Origin of the sequence: Streptomyces sp. NBC_00670, from assembly GCF_036226765.1 — a bacterium.
Lineage (GTDB): Bacteria > Actinomycetota > Actinomycetes > Streptomycetales > Streptomycetaceae > Streptomyces.
The window spans coordinates 750,966-769,363 of record NZ_CP109017.1 but is presented as its reverse complement, the minus strand read 5'-3'; the positions used below and the strand labels follow the sequence as shown (position 1 = coordinate 769,363).

General features: G+C 72.5%; 15 protein-coding genes. 7 read left to right on the top strand and 8 right to left on the bottom strand.

Annotated elements, in window-relative coordinates:
- Window positions 1-3: 3 nt before the first annotated feature.
- From OIE12_RS03295 to OIE12_RS03265, 7 genes are all read right to left on the bottom strand, one after another.
- Window positions 4-420, bottom strand: a complete 417-nt coding sequence (locus tag OIE12_RS03295; RefSeq protein ID WP_443054020.1) for an STAS domain-containing protein — start codon at window positions 418-420, stop codon at window positions 4-6.
- The gene (locus OIE12_RS03290) at window positions 420-1,325 is read right to left on the bottom strand and encodes an STAS domain-containing protein (protein WP_329131502.1); all 906 of its coding nucleotides are present in this window, start codon (window positions 1,323-1,325) and stop codon (window positions 420-422) included. Before OIE12_RS03290 ends, OIE12_RS03295 begins: the two co-directional genes overlap by 1 nt.
- 144 nt (window positions 1,326-1,469) lie before the next feature.
- Window positions 1,470-1,865 carry an STAS domain-containing protein gene (locus OIE12_RS03285; protein ID WP_329131500.1) on the bottom strand — a complete coding sequence of 132 codons (396 nt, stop codon included), beginning with the start codon at window positions 1,863-1,865 and terminating at the stop codon, window positions 1,470-1,472.
- Between the two features lie 252 nt (window positions 1,866-2,117).
- Window positions 2,118-2,357: an acyl carrier protein gene (locus OIE12_RS03280; protein WP_329131498.1), complete on the bottom strand. Its 240-nt coding sequence runs from the start codon at window positions 2,355-2,357 to the stop codon at window positions 2,118-2,120.
- 211 nt (window positions 2,358-2,568) lie between these two features.
- On the bottom strand, window positions 2,569-3,429 hold the full coding sequence (locus OIE12_RS03275; protein WP_329131496.1) for an RNA polymerase sigma factor SigF: 861 nt from the start codon (window positions 3,427-3,429) through the stop codon (window positions 2,569-2,571).
- 111 nt (window positions 3,430-3,540) lie between these two features.
- On the bottom strand, window positions 3,541-5,949 hold the full coding sequence (locus tag OIE12_RS03270; RefSeq protein ID WP_443054018.1) for a SpoIIE family protein phosphatase: 2,409 nt from the start codon (window positions 5,947-5,949) through the stop codon (window positions 3,541-3,543).
- Between the two features lie 623 nt (window positions 5,950-6,572).
- Window positions 6,573-10,838, bottom strand: coding sequence for a HAMP domain-containing protein (locus tag OIE12_RS03265; protein ID WP_329131494.1), 4,266 nt, complete (start codon window positions 10,836-10,838; stop codon window positions 6,573-6,575).
- Window positions 10,839-11,132: 294 nt separating this feature from the next.
- Here OIE12_RS03265 and OIE12_RS03260 point away from each other — a divergent pair, with 294 nt between their 5' ends.
- Together OIE12_RS03260 and OIE12_RS03255 are read left to right on the top strand one after the other, a co-directional pair.
- The gene (locus OIE12_RS03260) at window positions 11,133-12,224 is read left to right on the top strand and encodes a glutamate--cysteine ligase 2 (RefSeq protein ID WP_329131492.1); all 1,092 of its coding nucleotides are present in this window, start codon (window positions 11,133-11,135) and stop codon (window positions 12,222-12,224) included.
- A 337-nt stretch (window positions 12,225-12,561) separates the two neighbouring features.
- Window positions 12,562-13,212 carry a GAF and ANTAR domain-containing protein gene (locus OIE12_RS03255; RefSeq protein WP_443054017.1) on the top strand — a complete coding sequence of 217 codons (651 nt, stop codon included), beginning with the start codon at window positions 12,562-12,564 and terminating at the stop codon, window positions 13,210-13,212.
- Between the two features lie 69 nt (window positions 13,213-13,281).
- Here the strand turns inward: OIE12_RS03255 and OIE12_RS03250 are convergent, their stop codons facing one another.
- Complete coding sequence (locus OIE12_RS03250; protein ID WP_329131488.1) at window positions 13,282-14,097, bottom strand: MIP/aquaporin family protein; 816 nt, start codon at window positions 14,095-14,097, stop codon at window positions 13,282-13,284.
- Window positions 14,098-14,247: 150 nt separating this feature from the next.
- On the opposite strand from OIE12_RS03250, the gene OIE12_RS03245 reads away from it, so the two are divergent.
- The 5 genes from OIE12_RS03245 to OIE12_RS03225 all read left to right on the top strand — a co-directional run bounded on the left by OIE12_RS03245 (window position 14,248) and on the right by OIE12_RS03225 (window position 18,279).
- On the top strand, window positions 14,248-14,610 hold the full coding sequence (locus OIE12_RS03245) for a DoxX family protein (RefSeq protein ID WP_329131486.1): 363 nt from the start codon (window positions 14,248-14,250) through the stop codon (window positions 14,608-14,610).
- Between the two features lie 118 nt (window positions 14,611-14,728).
- Complete coding sequence (locus tag OIE12_RS03240) at window positions 14,729-15,382, top strand: GntR family transcriptional regulator (RefSeq protein ID WP_329131484.1); 654 nt, start codon at window positions 14,729-14,731, stop codon at window positions 15,380-15,382.
- A gap of 127 nt (window positions 15,383-15,509) precedes the next feature.
- A complete protein-coding gene (locus OIE12_RS03235; protein ID WP_329131482.1) occupies window positions 15,510-16,229 on the top strand; it encodes a 4-carboxy-4-hydroxy-2-oxoadipate aldolase/oxaloacetate decarboxylase in 720 nt (239 codons plus the stop codon).
- Window positions 16,226-17,332 carry a 4-oxalomesaconate tautomerase gene (locus tag OIE12_RS03230; RefSeq protein ID WP_329131480.1) on the top strand — a complete coding sequence of 369 codons (1,107 nt, stop codon included), beginning with the start codon at window positions 16,226-16,228 and terminating at the stop codon, window positions 17,330-17,332. The genes OIE12_RS03235 and OIE12_RS03230 overlap by 4 nt, the downstream gene beginning before the upstream one ends.
- Window positions 17,329-18,279 carry a catechol 2,3-dioxygenase gene (locus OIE12_RS03225; protein ID WP_329131478.1) on the top strand — a complete coding sequence of 317 codons (951 nt, stop codon included), beginning with the start codon at window positions 17,329-17,331 and terminating at the stop codon, window positions 18,277-18,279. Before OIE12_RS03230 ends, OIE12_RS03225 begins: the two co-directional genes overlap by 4 nt.
- Window positions 18,280-18,398 lie beyond the last annotated feature (119 nt).

The window sequence follows — 18,398 nt, the reverse complement described above, 5'->3', positions numbered from 1 at the left end:
CGGTCACGCGCTCTCCCGGCGTTCGGCACCGCGCGGGAGGGCGGCGGACGCTTCCGTCAGCATGCGCAGGGCTTCCTGGGTGTCCAGCGCCGTGCGCAGCCCGGGCAGGGTGAGCCCCAGCTCGACCAGGGTGATCGCCACCGCAGGCCGCATCCCGGCCACGACGGTCTGCGCCGCCAGCAGCCGGGCGGTGGCGGCGATCTCCGCGAACACCCGGCCGAGGAACGAGTCGACGATCTCCACGCCCGAGACGTCGATGACGACACCGGTGACGGAACTGCGCGCGATCGCCTCCACGATGTCCTGCTGCAGCTTCTCGGCCGCGTGGTCGTGGAGATCGCCCTGCAACGTCACCAGCAGGACGTCGCCGAGCTTGAGGACGGGCACATGGCTGCCCAGCGGGTCCGGGCCACCGCTGATCACCGCGGGTCGCCTCCCGCGCTCGACTGGTCGACGATCATGGCGCCCTGGCGGTGCAGGGCGTACCCGAGGGCGTCCGCCAGGGTCGCCCGGGTCAGCACCGAACCGAGGTCGATCCCCAGGTGCACGATGGTCTGCGCGATCGCCGGCCGGATGCCCGAGACGATGCACTCCGCGCCCATCAGCCGGGCCGCCGCCACCGTCTTCATCAGATGCTGGGCGACCAGCGAGTCGACCGTCGGCACCCCGGTGATGTCCAGGATGGCGAACCGGGCCTGCTGCTGGACGACGGCCTCCAGCAGGCTCTCCATCACCACCTGGCTGCGGGCGCTGTCGAGCGTGCCGATCAGCGGGACGGCGACGATGCCGCTCCACAGCTTGATCACCGGCGTGGCCACCTCCAGGAGCTGCATCCGCTGCCGCTCCAGGAGCTCCTCGCCCGCGGTGAGGGCCGTCTCCATGACCAGCACGCGCAGGGTCCCGAGGAGCACGGTGAGCGTCACCATGCACTCCTCGCGGGCCGCGCCGTCCGCCTCCGCCAGGTCCGCCGTCAGCTGCTCGACGACGGAGGGGCGCAGTGCCGCCACCTCGGCGGCGATGCCCGCGGCCGTGGCCCCCGAGCGCGCCCGGGACGACGCCATCCGGCCGAGCTGCTCGCGCACCCCGGCGAAGCCGGCCGCGCTCACGCTCTCCACCTGGCCGGAGGCGGCCACCGAGGCGAGCGCCTCGACGACGCTCCTGGCCACCTCCACGGCCTCGTCCCGGGAGACCGTGAAGACCGTGCGGAACAGGGTCTCGTCCGCCCAGCGCTGGGCGATCTGTTCACGGCGGCGCAACAGGAAGTCGCCGACGGCTCGTGCCGACGCGCCCTTGTCCACGGCCACTGCCGGCTCCTGGTCCGTCACGTTTCCTGTCTCCTTCGAGGTCACGGGCTGCCGGTGGGCTGCCGGTGGGCTTCCGGCCGAAAGGGTACGACCGGGTCTTCCCGCACACGGCGAAAGGGGCCTCCTGCCGTCGGAGACCGAAGCCGTGCGCGGGCGGGGCGGTCGTCAGCCGCCCGTGGCGGCCGTGCCGCCGGGGGTCGTGCTGTTCAGGTCGGCGAGTGCGTCGTCCACGGTCTTGGCGGACGGGACCGTCAGGCTCACGCCGGTCAGGTCCAGGATGCGCTGGACGGCGGGGGCCGGATCCACCAGGCGCACGCTGCCGTCGACCTGCCGCGTCTCCTTGTACGCCTTGAGAATGATGTTGATGCCGGAGGAGTCCATGAACGGCACGGCGGACAGGTCGAGCAGCAGATGGTGCCGGCCGTGGTGCACCTGGTTGGCCAGGTGGTGATGCAGCTCGGTCGCCGTGTCGACGTCGAGGAATCCCTTCACGGTGACCAGCGCGACATCCTCCCGGGGCAGGGTCACGTCGATGGAAAGGGGGGCTTGTTCAGTCGACACATCGTCCTCCACGAAGCACTTCCTACGAGAGCCTGCCTACCCCGGGGCGGCGTCCGGATGCGCCGCGGACGCGCCCCTTGGCAGTGATCAACGTCTCGCCGCGGGGCGGGCGGGCCGTGGCGAGCAGGGCCCGTCTACCCGGGGAGAGGCGGGGCATGCCTGGAGGTGCGGCGGAACCCGAACGCGCCCGGGCCCGGCGCACGTGTCTCGTGTGCGGCGGGCCCGGGCGCGCTCGGCGTGCGGCCGAGGGGGTCAGCCCTTGGGCTGGGCGTCCTCGGGGCCGCGGAGTTCGCCGAGGAAGCGGTGGCACTGGGCGGCCCGCTCGGAGTCCTGCTCCATGACGGAGCGGAAGAAGTCGGCGATGTCCTTCTTGCCGGCGTTCTCCGCGTCGCGGACGTACTGGCCGTAGTCGTGGCCGGCCTTCAGGGAGTGGTACTGGACGGAGATGAGGTCGAAGACGACGTCGCTGAAGCCGGTCTCTCCGGTGGCCATGGGCCCCTCCTGTCTGTGCGTCTCGGTCCGCCCCTGGGCGGGGCGGGCGGTGACTGCCGGGTGCCACGGGGGGATCGCGTGAAACGCGGGGTGGGGTGGGGGCGGGAGGGTTTTTCGCCCCCACCGCCCCTGCTCTTCCCGTCCCCCGGGGGCTCGGCCCCGGACCCCCGTCAAAAGACCGCGCAGTTCCCCGCGCCCCTTCTTCCTGGGTTCAGGAGGTGCCCAGCAATCCCTGGCGCAGCGTGGTGACGATGCGGTTGAGGAGGCGGGAGACGTGCATTTGGGAGATGCCGAGCTGTTCGCCGATCTGGGCCTGGGTGAGTTCCTCGACGAAGCGCAGGTGCAGGATCGTGCGGTCGCGTTCGGGGAGGCCGGCGACCAGGGGGGCCAGGGAGTGCAGGTCCTCGACCAGTTCCAGGCCGCGCTCCTCCACGCCGATGAAGTCGGCGAGGGCGGTCTCGCCGTCCAGCGCGCCGTCCCCGCTCAGTGACGCGTCCAGCGACGAACTGCGGTACGCGTTCGACGCCTTGCGGGCCTCGATGACCTCCTCCTCCGGCAACGACATCAGCGCCGACAGCTCCCGCACCGTCGGCTGCCTGCCGGTGCGGCGGCTCAACTCCTCCGTGGCGCGGGCCAGTTCCACCCGCGCCTCCTGGAGCCGGCGCGGCACGTGCACGGCCCAGCTGGTGTCCCGGAAGAACCGCTTGATCTCACCCACGATGTACGGCACCGCGAACGAGGTGAACTCCACCTCCCGCGTCAGCTCGAACCGGTCGATCGCCTTGATCAGACCGATCGTGCCGACCTGGACGATGTCCTCCATCTCGTCCGCGCCCCGGCTGCGGAACCGCGAGGCCGCGTACCGGACGAGCGAGAGGTTCATCTCGATCAGGGTGTTGCGCACGTACTGGAAGTCGGGCGTGCCCTCCTCCAGGGTGGCCAGCCGGGCGAAGAAGTGCCGGGACAGCTCCCGCGCGTCCTTGGGGCTCACGCTCTGGGGATCGGCGACGGTGTCCGGAGCTGGCGTCACGTGCGTCGTACGGGCTGCGGCGTGGGCGGCCACGGCTGTCATCTCATTCACCCTCATTCACTGGGGTTGGCATGGGCCACGCTTCAGTACCCCCCTTGCCGATCTTCACACCGTCCTTTTCGCTCTCTCGTGCGAAGGCTTCCCCGTCGCCGGTCACAGCACGCGTATGCCGACGATGCAGGTGTCGTCGTCGGTGTCCGATCTGCTGTACGTCAGCAGCCGGTCCAGCTGCTGCGGCAGCGGTGAGGCGGGCGTGCCGGCCGTGCCGGCCGTGGTCAGCAGGTGCGCCAGCGACTCCTCCACCGGCAGGTCGCGGCGCTCGATCAGACCGTCGGTGTACATCAGCAGCGTGTCGTCCGGGGCGAGCCGCACCTCGGCCTCCTCGTACGTCGTCTCCGACACCGCGCCGAGCAGCAGACCCCGTACCAGCGGCAGCGCGGTGGCCTCCGCGTCCCGCACCAGTACCGGCGGGAGGTGGCCCGCCCTCGCCCAGCGCAGGGAGCGGGTGACGGGGTCGTACAGGCCGCACACGGCGGTGGCGGTGACGGCGCCGGTGAGGTGGTGCGCCACTATGTTCAGCCAGGACAGCAGCTGGGCCGGACCCGCGCCGGTGACCGCGAGGCCCCGCAGCGCGTTGCGCAGCACGACCATGCTGGTCGCCGCGTCGATGCCGTGACCCGCGACGTCGCCCACGCACAGCAGCACCTTCTTCGACGGCAGGACGACCGCGTCGTACCAGTCGCCGCCGACCAGCTGCTCGGTCTCGGCGGGCCGGTAGCGCACGGCGAGCTGCAACTGGGGGATCTCCAGCGGCGCCTGTGTGGGCGGCATGATCGCGTGCTGCAACTGCAGCGCCAGCCGGTTGCGTTCGGCGGACTGCTGCTCGGTGTGGGCGAGCTGGTCGCGGGTGGCGGCCAGCGCGACCTCCGTCCAGTGCTGGGCGGAGATGTCCTGGTACGCCCCGCGCACGGCGAGCAGCCCGTCGTCGGCGTCGAGCACCGGCTCGGCCACCACCCGCATGTGCCGGGTGACGCCGTCCGGGCGCTGGAGCCGGAAGGCGACGGAGGCGGGGCGCCGGTTGTGCAGCACGGTCCGCAGGAAGCGGCCGAGGGCCACGGCGTCGTCGGGGTGGGCGTGCGCGGGCAGATCCTGGAGCCGGACCGGGACGGCGTAGGAGGGGCGGCCGAAGAGGCCGTAGAGCTGGCTGTTCCAGGTGACGCCGTCGGTGAGGAGGTTCTCCTCGAAGCCGCCGATCCGGCCGAGCCGCTGGGCGTGTTGGAGCAGGCTGGCGAGCCGGGCCGCCTCGTCCTCGATCCGCCAGATGAACAGCAGACTGCTGCCGTGCCGGCTGACGTGCACGTCCGCCACGGCGGACAGCGCGACCTGCTCGACCAGCGCGGTGAGCGTCATCCGCTGGGCGCGGAACGGCTCGCCCGTGGCGTACACCCGTTCGATCTGCTGGAACAGCTCGCTCTCCCCGGCGGCCATCGGATAGGCCTCCAGGAGCAGCGCCCCGGTCACGGCACCGCGCGGCCGGCCGGCCGGGTCGAGGAAGCGGGAGTTGACGTAGTGGATGCGGAAGTCGACGAGGTGGCCGTCGTCGTCGAAGCAGGGGACGAGTACCAGTGCCGGGTCGTGCAGGCCTTCGGCGAGGTGGACGAGTTCGGAGACGCCGGGCTGGGCGGGCGGCTCGCCGGGGGTGACGGCGGGCGGGGTGTGGGTCTCCAGGGTGTGCGCGCACAGCTCGGCCAGCGCCTCGACCTGGCGGACGATCTGCGGGGGCTGCGGGGCGAGCGGCGAGGCCCAGCCGATCTCCAGGACGCCGTGGATGCGGCCGCCGGTGCCGGCGGGCACGGCGACCCGGCCGCCGTACGGGAACTCGGTGTGCCCGATGGTGGGGACACCGGCCTCGTCGAGCGAGGAGTACCACTGGGTGCCGCGCTCGGTGAGCGCGCACCGGGCGACGGTGGCGACGCCCGGCGGGACGTAGCACCAGCGCTCCGCCTCAGCGGCGGAGAAGCCGGCGCTGCCGGCCAGCGCCAGGGAGCCGTCGGAGCGGGCCGCCCACACGGCGACCGCGCAGGCGCCCAGCGGGGCGAGGGCGTGCTGGAGGAGGGAGTCGGCGACGGCCTGGGTGTCGGCGGCGGCCAGCGCGCCGCTCTCCGCCGTGCGCAGCCGGACCACCGCGGAGGAGGCCGTACGGGGGCCGGCCGGGGTGCCGGGCGCCTCGGTGGCTTCGGCGACGAACTCCGCGGCGACCTCGGAGAGGCGGTCGCGGGCCGCCTGGTTGATGACGTCGACGGCCAGTTCCAGGGGCTCCACGCCGGCCTGCTCGGCGAGGGCGGTGAGATGCCGGGCGGCCTCGACGGGGCCGAGGCCGAGCCGCTCGATGAGGATGCCGCGCGCCAGGTCGACCAGGGCCCGCCCGTCGGCGGCGGCCTGCGCGGCCCACACCTCCTGCCGCAACCGCCGCACGGTCGCCGCGAGCCGCCCCACGGCGGACCGCGTGCCGCCGTCGCCGGTACCGACGGCGATGCCGGCATCGCCGTCGACGCCGGACAGCACCGGGAGCCCATCACCGTCCGCATCCGCCTCCGGCACACCGCCGGTTTCGCCCGACAGCGGGCCGGGGCCCGCGCCGGAGCCGGCGGTGGTGCGTGCGGAGCCGGTACCACCGGCGGCCGGGGCGTCGGCGGGCCGGCCGGGGCCGCCGGGCGGTACCGCCACGTCCGTGCCGGAGCCGGCGGTGGGCGCCGGTGGCGCGGCGGCGTCCGCCGGGATGGGGCCGGTGGTCGCGGCCGCGGCGGTGGCGTCGGATGCGGCTTCGCCGCCCAGGGCGGACCCGGTGCGGCCGGCCCCGGTGGGGCCCGGACCGGATGCGGCCTCGTCGGCCGGAGGCGTGGCCGCACGGGCCCCAGTGCCGTCGGTCGGTCCGGGGCCCGTGCCGGGCGACGGCTTGGTGGACGGTCCGGCGCCCGTGCCGGGCGGTCGCGCGGCGGGAGGCCGGGCGCCGGGGTGGCCGGACGTGTCGTCCGGGGGCGCGGGCGCGTCCGGGACCGGGGGCTCGCGGCCTTCGTCCGGGGCCCCGTCGGGTCCGTGGGGTGTGGTCACTGCGGTCGTGCTCCTCGGCTGGCGGTCGGAGAGGTCCGTGCGGCGGGAGGGGGCGGTGCGGGCACCGCCCGGCCTCAGCCGGTCAGCCAGCGGCGGACGCAGGCGATCAGATCATTGGCGTCGACCGGTTTGGTCACGTAGTCGCTCGCGCCGGACAGCAGGCTCTTCTCCCGGTCCCCGGGCATCGCCTTCGCGGTGACCGCGATGATCGGCAGATCGGCGTAGCGCGGCAGGCCGCGGATCTCCGCGGTGGCCGCGTAGCCGTCCATCTCCGGCATCATCACGTCCATCAGGACCAGGCAGACCTCCGGGTGGGCGAGCAGCGCGTCCACCCCCTTGCGGCCGTTCTCCGCGTGCAGCACCCGGAAGCCGTGCAGCTCCAGGATGCCGCTGAGGGCGAACAGGTTGCGGGCGTCGTCGTCGACGACGAGGACCGTGCGGCCGGTGAAGGAGCCGTCCACCACCGGCGACTCCGGCTGCGGCTTCTCCGTGCGCACCAGCGGCAGTACGTCGCCGGGCTCCTCGGCCGACAGGTGCAGGGCGATGCGCTCGCGCAGCTCGTCCAGGCTGGAGAGGATTTCCAGGGCGCCGCTCTCGGTGCGTCCGCGCAGCACCGGGTCCCGGTCGACGTCGACGCGCCGGCCGTTGTGGACCAGTACCGGCACGGAGGCCGGCGCCGGGTCCCCGTCGAGCGCGTCCAGGAAGCGGGACGCCTCGTCGTCGCCCATGCCGAGGTCGAGCACCACGCAGTGGCACGGCTCGGCGGCCAGCGCCCCGGCCGCCTCCTGCGCGTCGACGGTGGTGATGATGTCGATGACCTCGCGCGGATCGGTTCCGCCGTGCCCCCGCGACAGATTGGCGACGGTGCTCTCGGCGACCAGCGTCAGCAGCCCGCGCGGCCGCTCCTCCAGGATGAGCAGCCGGCGCCGCCGCGCGGCCGGCGGCGTGGCCGCGACCGGGGCGGGCGGCGCCTCGGACGCCTCGCCGGACCCGGCCGGCAGCGCCGCCGGCTGCGGCGCCCGGTTCAGCTCCTCGAAGTCGGCCCGGGCGACCGGCAGATACAGGGTGAACGTGCTGCCCTGCCCCGGCGTGCTCTCCACCGTCACCGCGCCGCCCAGCAGATGGGCGATCTCCCGGGTGATGGACAGCCCGAGGCCCGTGCCGCCGTACTTGCGGCTGGTGGTGCCGTCCGCCTGCTGGAACGCGCCGAAGATGGTCTCCAGCTGGTGCGCGGCGATGCCGATGCCGGAGTCCTTGACGTGGAACGCCACCACGGCGCCCTCGCGGTGCACGGCGGCCGGCACGTCCTGGGCCTGCGCCGGTTCGATGCGCAGCTCCACGCTGCCCCGCTCGGTGAACTTCACCGCGTTGGACAGCAGGTTGCGCAGCACCTGCCGCAGCCGGGAGTCGTCGGTCAGCAGGTCCACCGGCACACCGGGCGCGGTGGAGACGGTGAACTCCAGGCTCTTCTGGCTCGTCATCGGGCGGAACGTGGCCTCGACGTAGTCGAGCAGCCGGCGCAGCGGCACCCGCTCGGGGCTGATGTCCATCTTGCCCGCCTCGACCTTGGACAGATCGAGGATGTCGTTGATCAGCTGGAGCAGGTCCGAACCGGCGGAGTGGATGATCCCGGCGTACTCCACCTGCTTCGGCGTGAGGTTGTGCGAGGGGTTCTGCGCCAGCAACTGGGCGAGGATGAGCAGGCTGTTGAGCGGGGTGCGCAGCTCGTGGCTCATGTTGGCCAGGAACTCCGACTTGTACTTCGAGGCGAGGGAGAGCTCCTGCGCGCGGGTCTCCAGCTCCTGCCGGGCCTGCTCGATCTCCAGGTTCTTCGTCTCGATGTCCCGGTTCTGCTCGGCCAGCAGCGTGGCCTTCTCCTCCAGCTCCGCGTTGGAGCGCTGCAGTTCGTCCTGCTGGACCTGCAACTCCTCGGAGCGTGCCTGCAGTTCGGTGGTGAGCCGCTGCGACTCCAGAAGCAGTTCGTCCGTACGGGCGTTGGCGACGATCGTGTTGACGTTGACGCCGACCGTCTCCATCAGCTGTTCGAGGAAGTCCTCGTGGATCTGCGTGAACCGGGTCACCGAGGCCAGCTCGATGACGCCGAGCACCTGCTCCTCCACCACGATCGGCAGCACCCGCAGCGCGGTCGGCTCGGTGCTCCCGAGCCCGGAGGAGATCGTCACGTACGCGGACGGCAGCGCGTCCACGGTGATCGCGCGCCGGTTGCGCGCGGCCTGCCCGACCAGGGACCGTCCGAGCGGGATCCGCGCGGGGCGGCCGTCGTCGGCCGGGTAGCCGTAGGAGCCGATCAGCCGCAGCTCGGTGCCGCTCGCCGTCTCCTCCGCGAGGTAGAACGCGCCGTACTGGGCGGAGACCAGCGGCGTCAGCTCGTCCATGATCAGCTCGGCGACGACGGCGAGGTCCCGGTGGCCCTGCATGAGCCCGGAGATCCGGGCCAGGTTGGTCTTGAGCCAGTCCTGCTCCTGGTTGGCCCGCGTGGTCTCGCGCAGCGAGCCGACCATGGAGTTGATGTTGTCCTTGAGGTCGGCGACCTCGCCGGAGGCGTCCACGGTGATCGACCGGGTCAGATCGCCCTCGGCGACCGCGCTGGTCACCTCGGCGATGGCCCGCACCTGACGGGTGAGGTTGCCCGCCAGTTCGTTGACGTTCTCGGTGAGCCGCTTCCAGGTGCCGGAGACACCCTCCACCTCGGCCTGCCCGCCGAGCCGGCCCTCGCTGCCGACCTCGCGGGCGACACGTGTGACCTCGGCGGCGAACGAGGAGAGCTGGTCGACCATCGTGTTGATGGTCGTCTTCAGCTCCAGGATCTCGCCCCGCGCGTCCACGTCGATCTTCTTCGACAGGTCGCCGTTGGCCACGGCGGTCGTCACCAGGGCGATGTTGCGGACCTGACCGGTCAGGTTGTTCGCCATGGAGTTGACGTTGTCGGTCAGGTCCTTCCAGGTGCCGGCCACGTTCGGGACGTGCGCCTGCCCGCCGAGCCGCCCCTCGGTGCCGACCTCGCGGGCGACCCGGGTGACCTCACCGGCGAACGCGGAGAGCGTGTCCACCATCGTGTTGATGGTGTCGGCGAGCGCCGCGACCTCGCCCTTGGCCTCGACCGTGATCTTCTGCGACAGATCGCCCTTGGCGACCGCGGTGGCCACCTGGGCGATCGAGCGGACCTGTCCGGTGAGGTTCGACGCCATCACGTTGACGTTGTCGGTGAGGTCCTTCCACGTCCCCGACACGCCCCGCACCTGCGCCTGGCCGCCCAGGTTGCCGGCCGTGCCGACCTCGCGGGCGACGCGGGTGACCTCGTCGGCGAAGGCGGAGAGCTGCTCGACCATCGTGTTGATGGTGTCCTTCAGGGCCAGGATCTCGCCCCGCGCGTCCACGGTGATCTTCTGCGACAGGTCGCCCTTGGCGACGGCGGTGGCGACCTGGGCGATCGAGCGCACCTGGTCGGTCAGGTTCCCGGCCATGGAGTTCACCGAGTCGGTGAGGTCCCGCCAGGTGCCCCGTACGTCCTTGACGTCCGCCTGGCCGCCGAGCCGCCCGTCGGTGCCGACCTCGCGGGCGACCCGGGTGACCTCGGCGGCGAACGAGGAGAGCTGGTCGACCATCGTGTTGATGGTGCTCTTGAGCTCCAGGATCTCGCCCCGCGCGTCCACGTCGATCTTCTTCGACAGATCGCCGCGTGCCACCGCCGTCGTCACCTGGGCGATCGAACGCACCTGCGAGGTGAGATTGCCGGCCATGTGGTTGACGGAGTCGGTCAGGTCCCGCCACACCCCGCCGACTCCCGGCACCTGCGCCTGGCCGCCGAGGCGGCCCTCGCTGCCGACCTCGCGGGCGACGCGGGTGACCTCGTCGGCGAAGGCGGAGAGCTGGTCGACCATCGTGTTGACGGTCTCCTTCAGCTCCAGGATCTCCCCGCGGGCCGGCACGTCGATCTTCTGCGACAGGTCGCCCCTGGCCACCGCCGTGGCGACCTGGGCGATGTCGCGGACCTGGGTGGTCAGATTGCCGGCCATCGCGTTCACGGAGTCGGTCAGGTCCGCCCACGTGCCCGAGACGCCGGGCACCTCCGCCTGGCCGCCGAGCGTGCCCTCGGTGCCCACCTCGCGGGCCACCCGGGTGACCTCGGAGGTGAACAGGGACAACTGGTCCACCATCCCGTTGAAGACGGTGGCGATCTCGCCGAGCAGCCCTCCGCCGTCGTCCGGCAGCCGGGTGCCGAAGTCGCCGTCCCGGACCGCCGTCAGGCCGGCGAGGAGCCGGCGCAGCTCCTGGTCGCCCGAGCCACGGCTCTTGGCCTCGTCCGTCGCCCTGCTCATGCCCACCCTCGTCCCGCTCTCCAGGAGCCACCGGTCACGGCGTACGAACGCAGCGGGGGCCGGGGTGGGGATCGCCCGTCCGGCTCCCGAGGGTTCCCCGCCGTACCGGCGATCCGCCTCATGAGAAATACGCGGCAGGCTAACCCACTTTCCCGCAGGGCAACAAAGCGTTCCGGGAGCAGGCGCTGATCCGGGCGCCGGTTTCCGCGGGCGGGCGGCGGGGCACTCGCGGGGCAACCCGTGGGGACGGCGCCGGCCGTCGCGCAACCCGGTGCAGGGAGGGAGAACAGCGACGTGCGTACCGTCGGCGTGGAGGAGGAGCTCCTCCTGGTGGATCCGGAGAGCGGGGAGCCGCGCGCCCTTGCGGCCGCGGTGCTGGCCCGCGCCGCGCACGGCGCCGGTGGCGGTGACGACGTCTTCGAGAAGGAACTCCAGTCCCAGATGCTGGAGTTCGCCACGCACCCGCAGTCCGACATGGAGGCGCTCGGCGCGGAGATCCTGCGCTGCCGCAAGGAGGCGGCCCGGCACGCCGGGGACGTGGGCGCGGTGGTCGCCGCACTGGCGACGTCACCGCTGCCGGTCACCCCGCAGCTCACCGTGGAGAGCCGCTACCAGTGGATGGCGGAGGAGTTCGGGCTGCTGCCCCGGGAACAGCTCGTGTGCGGCTGCCATGTGCATGTGTCCGTCGACTCCGACGGCGAGGCGGTCGCGGTCCTCGACCGCGTCCGGCCGTGGCTGCCCGTGCTGACCGCGCTGAGCGCCAACTCGCCCTTCTGGCAGGGCAAGGACAGCCGCTACGCCAGCTACCGCAGCCGGGTGTGGGCGCGCTGGCCCATGGCGGGGCCCACCGCGCTGTTCGGCTCCGCCGAGCGGTACCACCGGCTGGTCGGCGACATGGTCGCCACCGGGGTGCTGCGGGACGAGGGGATGGTCTACTTCGACGCCCGGCTCTCCCGGACGTATCCCACGGTGGAGATCCGGGTGTCGGACGTCTGCCTGGACGCGTCCACGACCGTGCTCGTCGCCACGCTGGCGCGCGGGCTGGTCGAGACGGCGGCGCGGGAGGCGGCCGCGGGGGTGGAGCCGGTGCCGCACGACGTGAGTCTGATGCGGCTGGCGGCATGGCGGGCCGCGCGGTCGGGCGCCGAGGGCGAACTGCTCGACCCGGTGACGATGCGGCCGCGGCCGGTGGCGGACGTGGTGGGTGCGCTGCTCGACCACGTGGGCGCGGCCCTGGAGGAGACGGGCGACGCGGAACGGGCCCGCCAGGCGGCGGCGGGGGTGCTGCGGGAGGGGAACGGCGCGGTGGTGCAGCGCAGGCTGCTGGAGGAGAAAGGCAGCCTGGGCGACGTGGTCGCGGAGTGCGTACGGCGCACGCAGGGCTGAGGGGACGCCCGCACGGCCGAGACATCCGCACGGACAGGAAACACGGCCAAGGAAGCCCGGGAAAAGGGGGAAGCCTCGGCTGGACGGGGGAGACCAGCCGAGGCCGTTCGTGGTGGCCGGGGCCACATGTTGGTGAACGGTAAACCATTGGCCAGGGTTCCGGTATCCGGGAAGGCTGCGGTGTGACCTGTGCCACGTTTTGTGTCCGGCTTCGCCGCCGGGACCGGTGCAGTAATCTGACCGGAGAAGGAACGTCCAGGGAGGTCATGGCGTGGGCGATGTCTCCCCGCAGGCGGCGGACGGCGGCTGGCCGAAGCTCGCCGACCGGCTCGCGGCGATGGCACGGGACCTGCTGGCGCAGGAGTCCGTGCAGGACACCGTCGACCGTATCTCCGACCACGCGGTGGCGCTGATCGACGGCTGCGACGCGGCCGGCATCCTCACCCTGCGGCGCAGGGCCGTACGGACGGTCTCCGCCACGGACGACGTGGTGCGCGCCTCCGACGCCGTGCAGGGCGAACTGCGCGAGGGGCCCTGCTTCGACGCCGTCACCCTCGAGGGCTCCGTGCAGCACATCCCCGATCTGCGGGAGGCGGGGGATTCGTGGCCCCGTTACGCGCCGCGCGCCGTCGAGCTGGGGCTGCGCAGTGCCATGGGGTTCCGGCTGTTCGACCGGCACAACACACTGGGCGCGCTGAACGTGTACTCGTATCGGCCGAACGCCTTCACCCACCAGGACGAGCACGTGGGCTGGCTGCTCGCCTCGCACGCCGCGGTCGCCTTCGCGCACGCCCGTACCGAGGACCAGTTGCAGACGGCGCTCCAGTCGCGGGACGAGATCGGCCAGGCGATCGGCATCGTCCGGGAGCGGTTCAACCTGGGGCAGGACCAGGCGTTCGCGGTGCTGAAGCGGACCTCCCAGGACCTCAACATCAAGCTGCGGGAGATCGCGGAGAAGATCATCCGGGGCGAGGACCTGCCGCGCTGAGCGCCCCGTCGGGCGGCGCACCGGGATGCGGCGGGCGGGGCCGCCCGTGGCGGGCCCCGCCCGGTTTCCTCACTCCTCCGGTGCCGGCACCCGGCCGGGTTCCTGTTCCTCCGCCGCGGGCAGGAACGGCGTGATCATGTACCGGTAGACGGCGGCACCCAGGACGCCACCGATCAGCGGCCCGACGATGGGCACCCAGAAATAGAGGTTGCCGTACTGATCCCGCCAGGCCGAGCCGTAGCCGGTGAGGTAGCTGGCCAGACGGGGGCCCAGGTCACGGGCGGGGTTGATGGCGTATCCGGCGTCGGTGCCCCAGGCCATGCCGATCGCCACGACCACGAGACCGATGATGAACGGGGCCATGTTGGCGCCCGGGGGCGTGTTCAGCAGGTCGGTGATGGCGAAGATCAGGAGCAACAGGATGGCGGTGCCGATGATCTGGTCCCGCAGCGCCCCCCACTCGCTCACCGGGAACGTGCCGTTGCCGGGCAGGGTCGAGAACACGATCTGCGTCTTGAGGGTGTGACCGGGGTCGGCCTTGCCGAGGATCTCCGTGAAGTTCCACCGCACGAGCAGCGCGGCGATGAACGCGCCCAGCGTCTGGGCGAGGGAGTAGGGGATGACCTTGCGCCAGGAGAAGCCCTTGAAGCAGGCCAGGGCCACTGTCACGGCCGGGTTGAGATGAGCACCGCTGAGTCTGGCGGCCACGTAGACGCCCAGCGTGACGCCGAGGCCCCACGCCCAGGCGATGCTGTCGTGATCGCCGAGTCCTCCGGCCACCACCTGCGCGACCACGCCGCAGCCGAAGAGGATGAGGATCAGGGTGCCCAGGAACTCCGCGGCCAGTTCACCCGCCAGTCCCCGCCCGGATGTTCGCTGTGCCATAGGGGCGCCGCCTTTCTCCGGAAACCATGGTCTTGTTCTGTGTCAGTGTCCGCTCAACTTCCCGGTGGTGCATCCGCGTATGCGGCGACCAATTTCGCCGCGACCGTTCCTTTACTCTCGGGTAACCACTCGCGTCCCGTAGGAGGAACCGTGTCCCACCGCTCGCCGCTGCTGCTCGCCGGACTGCTGGCCACCGCCGGAGCCGCCCACTTCGCCCGGCCCCGGAACTTCGACGCGATCGTCCCCCGCGCCCTGCCGGGACCGGCCCGGGCCTGGACGTACGCCAGCGGTGCGGCGGAGCTGGCGCTGGCGGCCGGGGTGGCGCTGCCGCGGACCCGGCGGCGTGCGGCGCTGGTGACGGCCGCGTTCTTCGTGGGGGTGTTTCCGGCCAACGTGAAGATGGCCGTCGACTGGCGCGACAGGCCGGGTCCGCTGCGGGCCGCGGCCCTCGGCCGGCTGCCGGTGCAGGTGCCGTTGGTGTGGTGGGCGCGGGGAGTCGCGAAGGGGGCCTGAGCGGGCGAGTCGTCGCGGGCGGACGGGGTCGTCGGTGGCCGCAACCTGTCAAACAAAATTGTTGACAATCTTGTTTGGATAGATTTACGTTCGACAGGCACTCATTCAGGGAGGGCACATGCCGAACGAGGCCCGGCCGGGCACCGGGGAGCAGGCCAAACAGCTCGCGCTGACGAAGCTGCGGCAGGCGATCCTGCGCGGCGAGATGGCTCCGGCACAGCGGCTGGTGGAGAACGAACTGGCCGAGGAGTTCGGGGTCACCCGGGCCAGCATCCGGGCGGCACTGATCGATCTGGCCTCGGAGGGCCTCGTCGAACGGATCCGCAACCGCGGGTCCCGGGTGCGGGTGGTGTCGGTCGAGGAGGCCGTCGCCATCACCGAGTGCCGGATGGTGCTGGAGGGGCTGTGCGCGGCCAAGGCGGCCGTCATGGCCACCGACGAACAGCTCGGCGAACTGGCCGAGCTGGGCGAGGCGATGACCAAGGCCGTCGCCGCCGGCGAGCCCCTGACCTACTCGGAGCTCAACGCCGAACTGCACAGCCGCATCCGGCAGATCTCCGGCCAGCAGGTGGCCGTCGAACTGCTGGACAGGCTCAACGCCCAGCTGGTGAGGCACCGCTTCCAGCTGGCGCTGCGCCCCGGGCGTCCGCAGCAGTCCCTGAACGAGCACCTGGCCATGGTCAAGGCGATCCGGGCCAGGGACCCGAAGGCGGCCGACGCGGCCGTCCGCGCCCACCTCAGCAGCGTGATCGAGGCCTACCGCCACGACTGACGCCGGGGGGCGGGCGCCCACCTGTCCACCAAGGAGACTGCAGCATGACCGACGGCAACGCGCCCGCCGCTCCCCGCTCCACCGCCCCCGCCGGGACGGTCCGCGCCCGTGGCACGGGGGAGGCGGCATGAGTGGAGTGATCGTCACCGGGCCGCCGAAGGCCGCGGCGAAGGACGTCGACGCGCTCGCCGGGTACGGCGTCGCCACCGTGCACGAGGCGATGGGCCGCACCGGTCTGCTCGGCACCCACCTGCGCCCCATCCAGCAGGACACCCGGGTCGCGGGCACCGCCGTGACGGTGCTCTCGTGGCCCGGCGACAACCTCATGATCCACGCGGCGGTCGAACAGTGCGGCGAGGGCGACCTGCTGGTCGTCACCACCACCTCGCCGTCCACCGACGGCATGTTCGGCGAGCTGTTCGCCACCGCGCTCCAGCGGCGCGGGGTGCGCGGCCTGGTCATCAACGCCGGCATCCGCGACACCGCCGAACTGCGCGCCATGGGCTTCCCCGCCTGGTCCGCCGCCGTCAGCCCGCAGGGCACCGTCAAGGCCACCGGCGGCTCCGTCAACGTCCTCGTCGCCATCGGCGGCCAGGTGGTACGCCCCGGCGACGTCGTCCTCGCCGACGACGACGGCGTGGTGTGCGTACCGCGCGAGCGCGCCCGGCAGACCGCCGAGGCGTCCGAGGCCCGTGAACGCAAGGAGGCCGCCTCCCGCGCCGCGTTCCAGGAGGGACAGCTCGGGCTCGACCGCTACGGGCTGCGCGAGACCCTCGCGCGGCTCGGGGTGCGCTACCAGTCCCACGAGGAGTACGAGGAGTACGTCCGTACGGGGGAGGGAGCATGACCGGTCACGACGAACTCCGCTGCATGCTCATGCGCGGCGGCACCTCCAAGGGCGCCTACTTCCTCGCCGGCGATCTCCCCGCCGACCCGGCCGCGCGGGACGACCTGCTACTGCGCGTCATGGGCAGCCCCGACCCCCGGCAGATCGACGGCATGGGCGGCGCACACCCGCTGACCAGCAAGGTCGCCGTCGTCTCCGCCTCCGAGCACCCCGAGGCGGACGTCGACTACCTGTTCCTCCAGGTCGGCGTGGACGCCCCCGAGGTGTCCGACCGGCAGAACTGCGGCAACCTGCTCGCCGGCGTCGGCCCCTTCGCCGTCGAACGCGGACTCGTGCCCGCCGGGGAGGCGGAGACCTCGGTCCGCATCCGCATGGTCAACAGCGACGACCTCGCCACCGCGACCTTCCCGACCCCCGGCGGCCGCGTCGACTACACCGGCGACGCCGAGATCTCCGGCGTCCCCGGCACCGCGGCGGCCGTGGTGATCGAGTTCCCGCCGGGCGGCAGCCCCCTGCTGCCCACCGGCAACGTCCGGGACACGATCGCCGGCACCGAGGTCACCTGCGTCGACAACGGCATGCCGACGGTCCTGCTCGCCGCCTCCGACCTGAAGATCACCGGCTACGAGGCCCCCAAGGACCTGGAGGAGGACCTCGCCCTCGCCGACCGGCTGCGGGAGATCCGCCTGACGGCGGGGCGGCTGATGGGGCTCGGCGACGTGGAGCACACCACCGTGCCCAAGATGACGCTGCTCGCCCCGCCCCGCGACGGCGGCGCCGTGACCACCCGGACCTTCATCCCGGTGCGCTGCCACACCTCCATCGGTGTGCTCGGCGCCGCCAGCGTCGGCGCCGGACTGCGCATCGAGGGCGCCGTCGGCCACGACCTGGCCCGGCTGCCCGACGGGGACCGGCTGCGCATCGAGCACCCCACCGGCTTCCTCGACATCGAGACCAGCGTCGCCGACGGCGCCGAGGGCGCCCGCCCGGTGGCCCGGCGCACCGCCGTCGTCCGCACCGCCCGCAAGATCTTCGACGGCACGGTGTTCCCCCGGTCCGCCGGCACCGCCCCCGTCCGCCACGCACAAGGAGAAAACGGATGACTCCGCCGCTGGGAGACATCGCCCACCTCGGGCACGTCGAACTGCTCACCCCCGACCTCGACGCCAGCCTCGCCTTCTTCACCGACTACCTCGGCCTGACCGTCAACGGGCAGGAGGGCGACAAGGTCTACCTCCGCACCTTCGACGACTACGAGCACCACAGCCTGGTCCTCGTCGCCCACGAGAAGGCCGGCATGCGCCGCACCGCGCTGCGCACCTCCAGCGAGGAGGCGCTGCGCCGCCGGGTGAAGGAGCTGGAGGCGGCCGGCCACCAGGGCCGCTGGACCGAGGACGAACCCGGCCTCGGCCGGATCTACGCCACCGCCGACCCCGACGGGCACGAGATCGCCCTCTACTGGGAGTCCGAGTACTACCGGGCCCCCGAGCACCTCACCCCCGGCCTCAAGAACCAGCCGCAGGCCAAACCGGGCCACGGGGTGGGCGTACGGCGCCTGGACCACGTCAACTTCCTCGGCGCCGACGTGGCCGCCAACGCCGACTTCCACCAGAACGTCCTGGGCGCCCGGCCCACCGAGCAGATCCGCCTCGACAACGGCCGGATCGCCGCGAAGTGGCTGACGTACACCAACAAGTCGTACGACGTCGTCTACACCGAGGACTGGACCGGCTCGCAGGGCAGGCTGCACCACATCGCCTTCGCCACCGACACCCGCGAGGACATCCTGCGCGCGGCCGACCTCGCCCTGGACACCGGGGTGTTCATCGAGACCGGCCCGCACAAGCACGCCATCCAGCAGACGTTCTTCCTCTACGTCTACGAGCCGGGCGGCAACCGGATCGAGCTGTGCAACCCGCTCACCCGCCTCGTGCTGGCCCCCGACTGGCCGCTGATCACCTGGACCGAGGCCGAGCGCAAGAAGGGCCAGGCCTGGGGCCTGAAGACCATCGAGTCCTTCCACACCCACGGCACGCCGGTCGTCGACTGAGCGGACCGGCGGGGGCCGCGGGGGACGGTCGAGGCCGCGGGAGACGGCCGAGGGGGTGGGGCGCGCCACGGGGGCGCCCCACCCCTTCTGCTGCGCGTCGTCCGGTGCGGGTCGAGGCA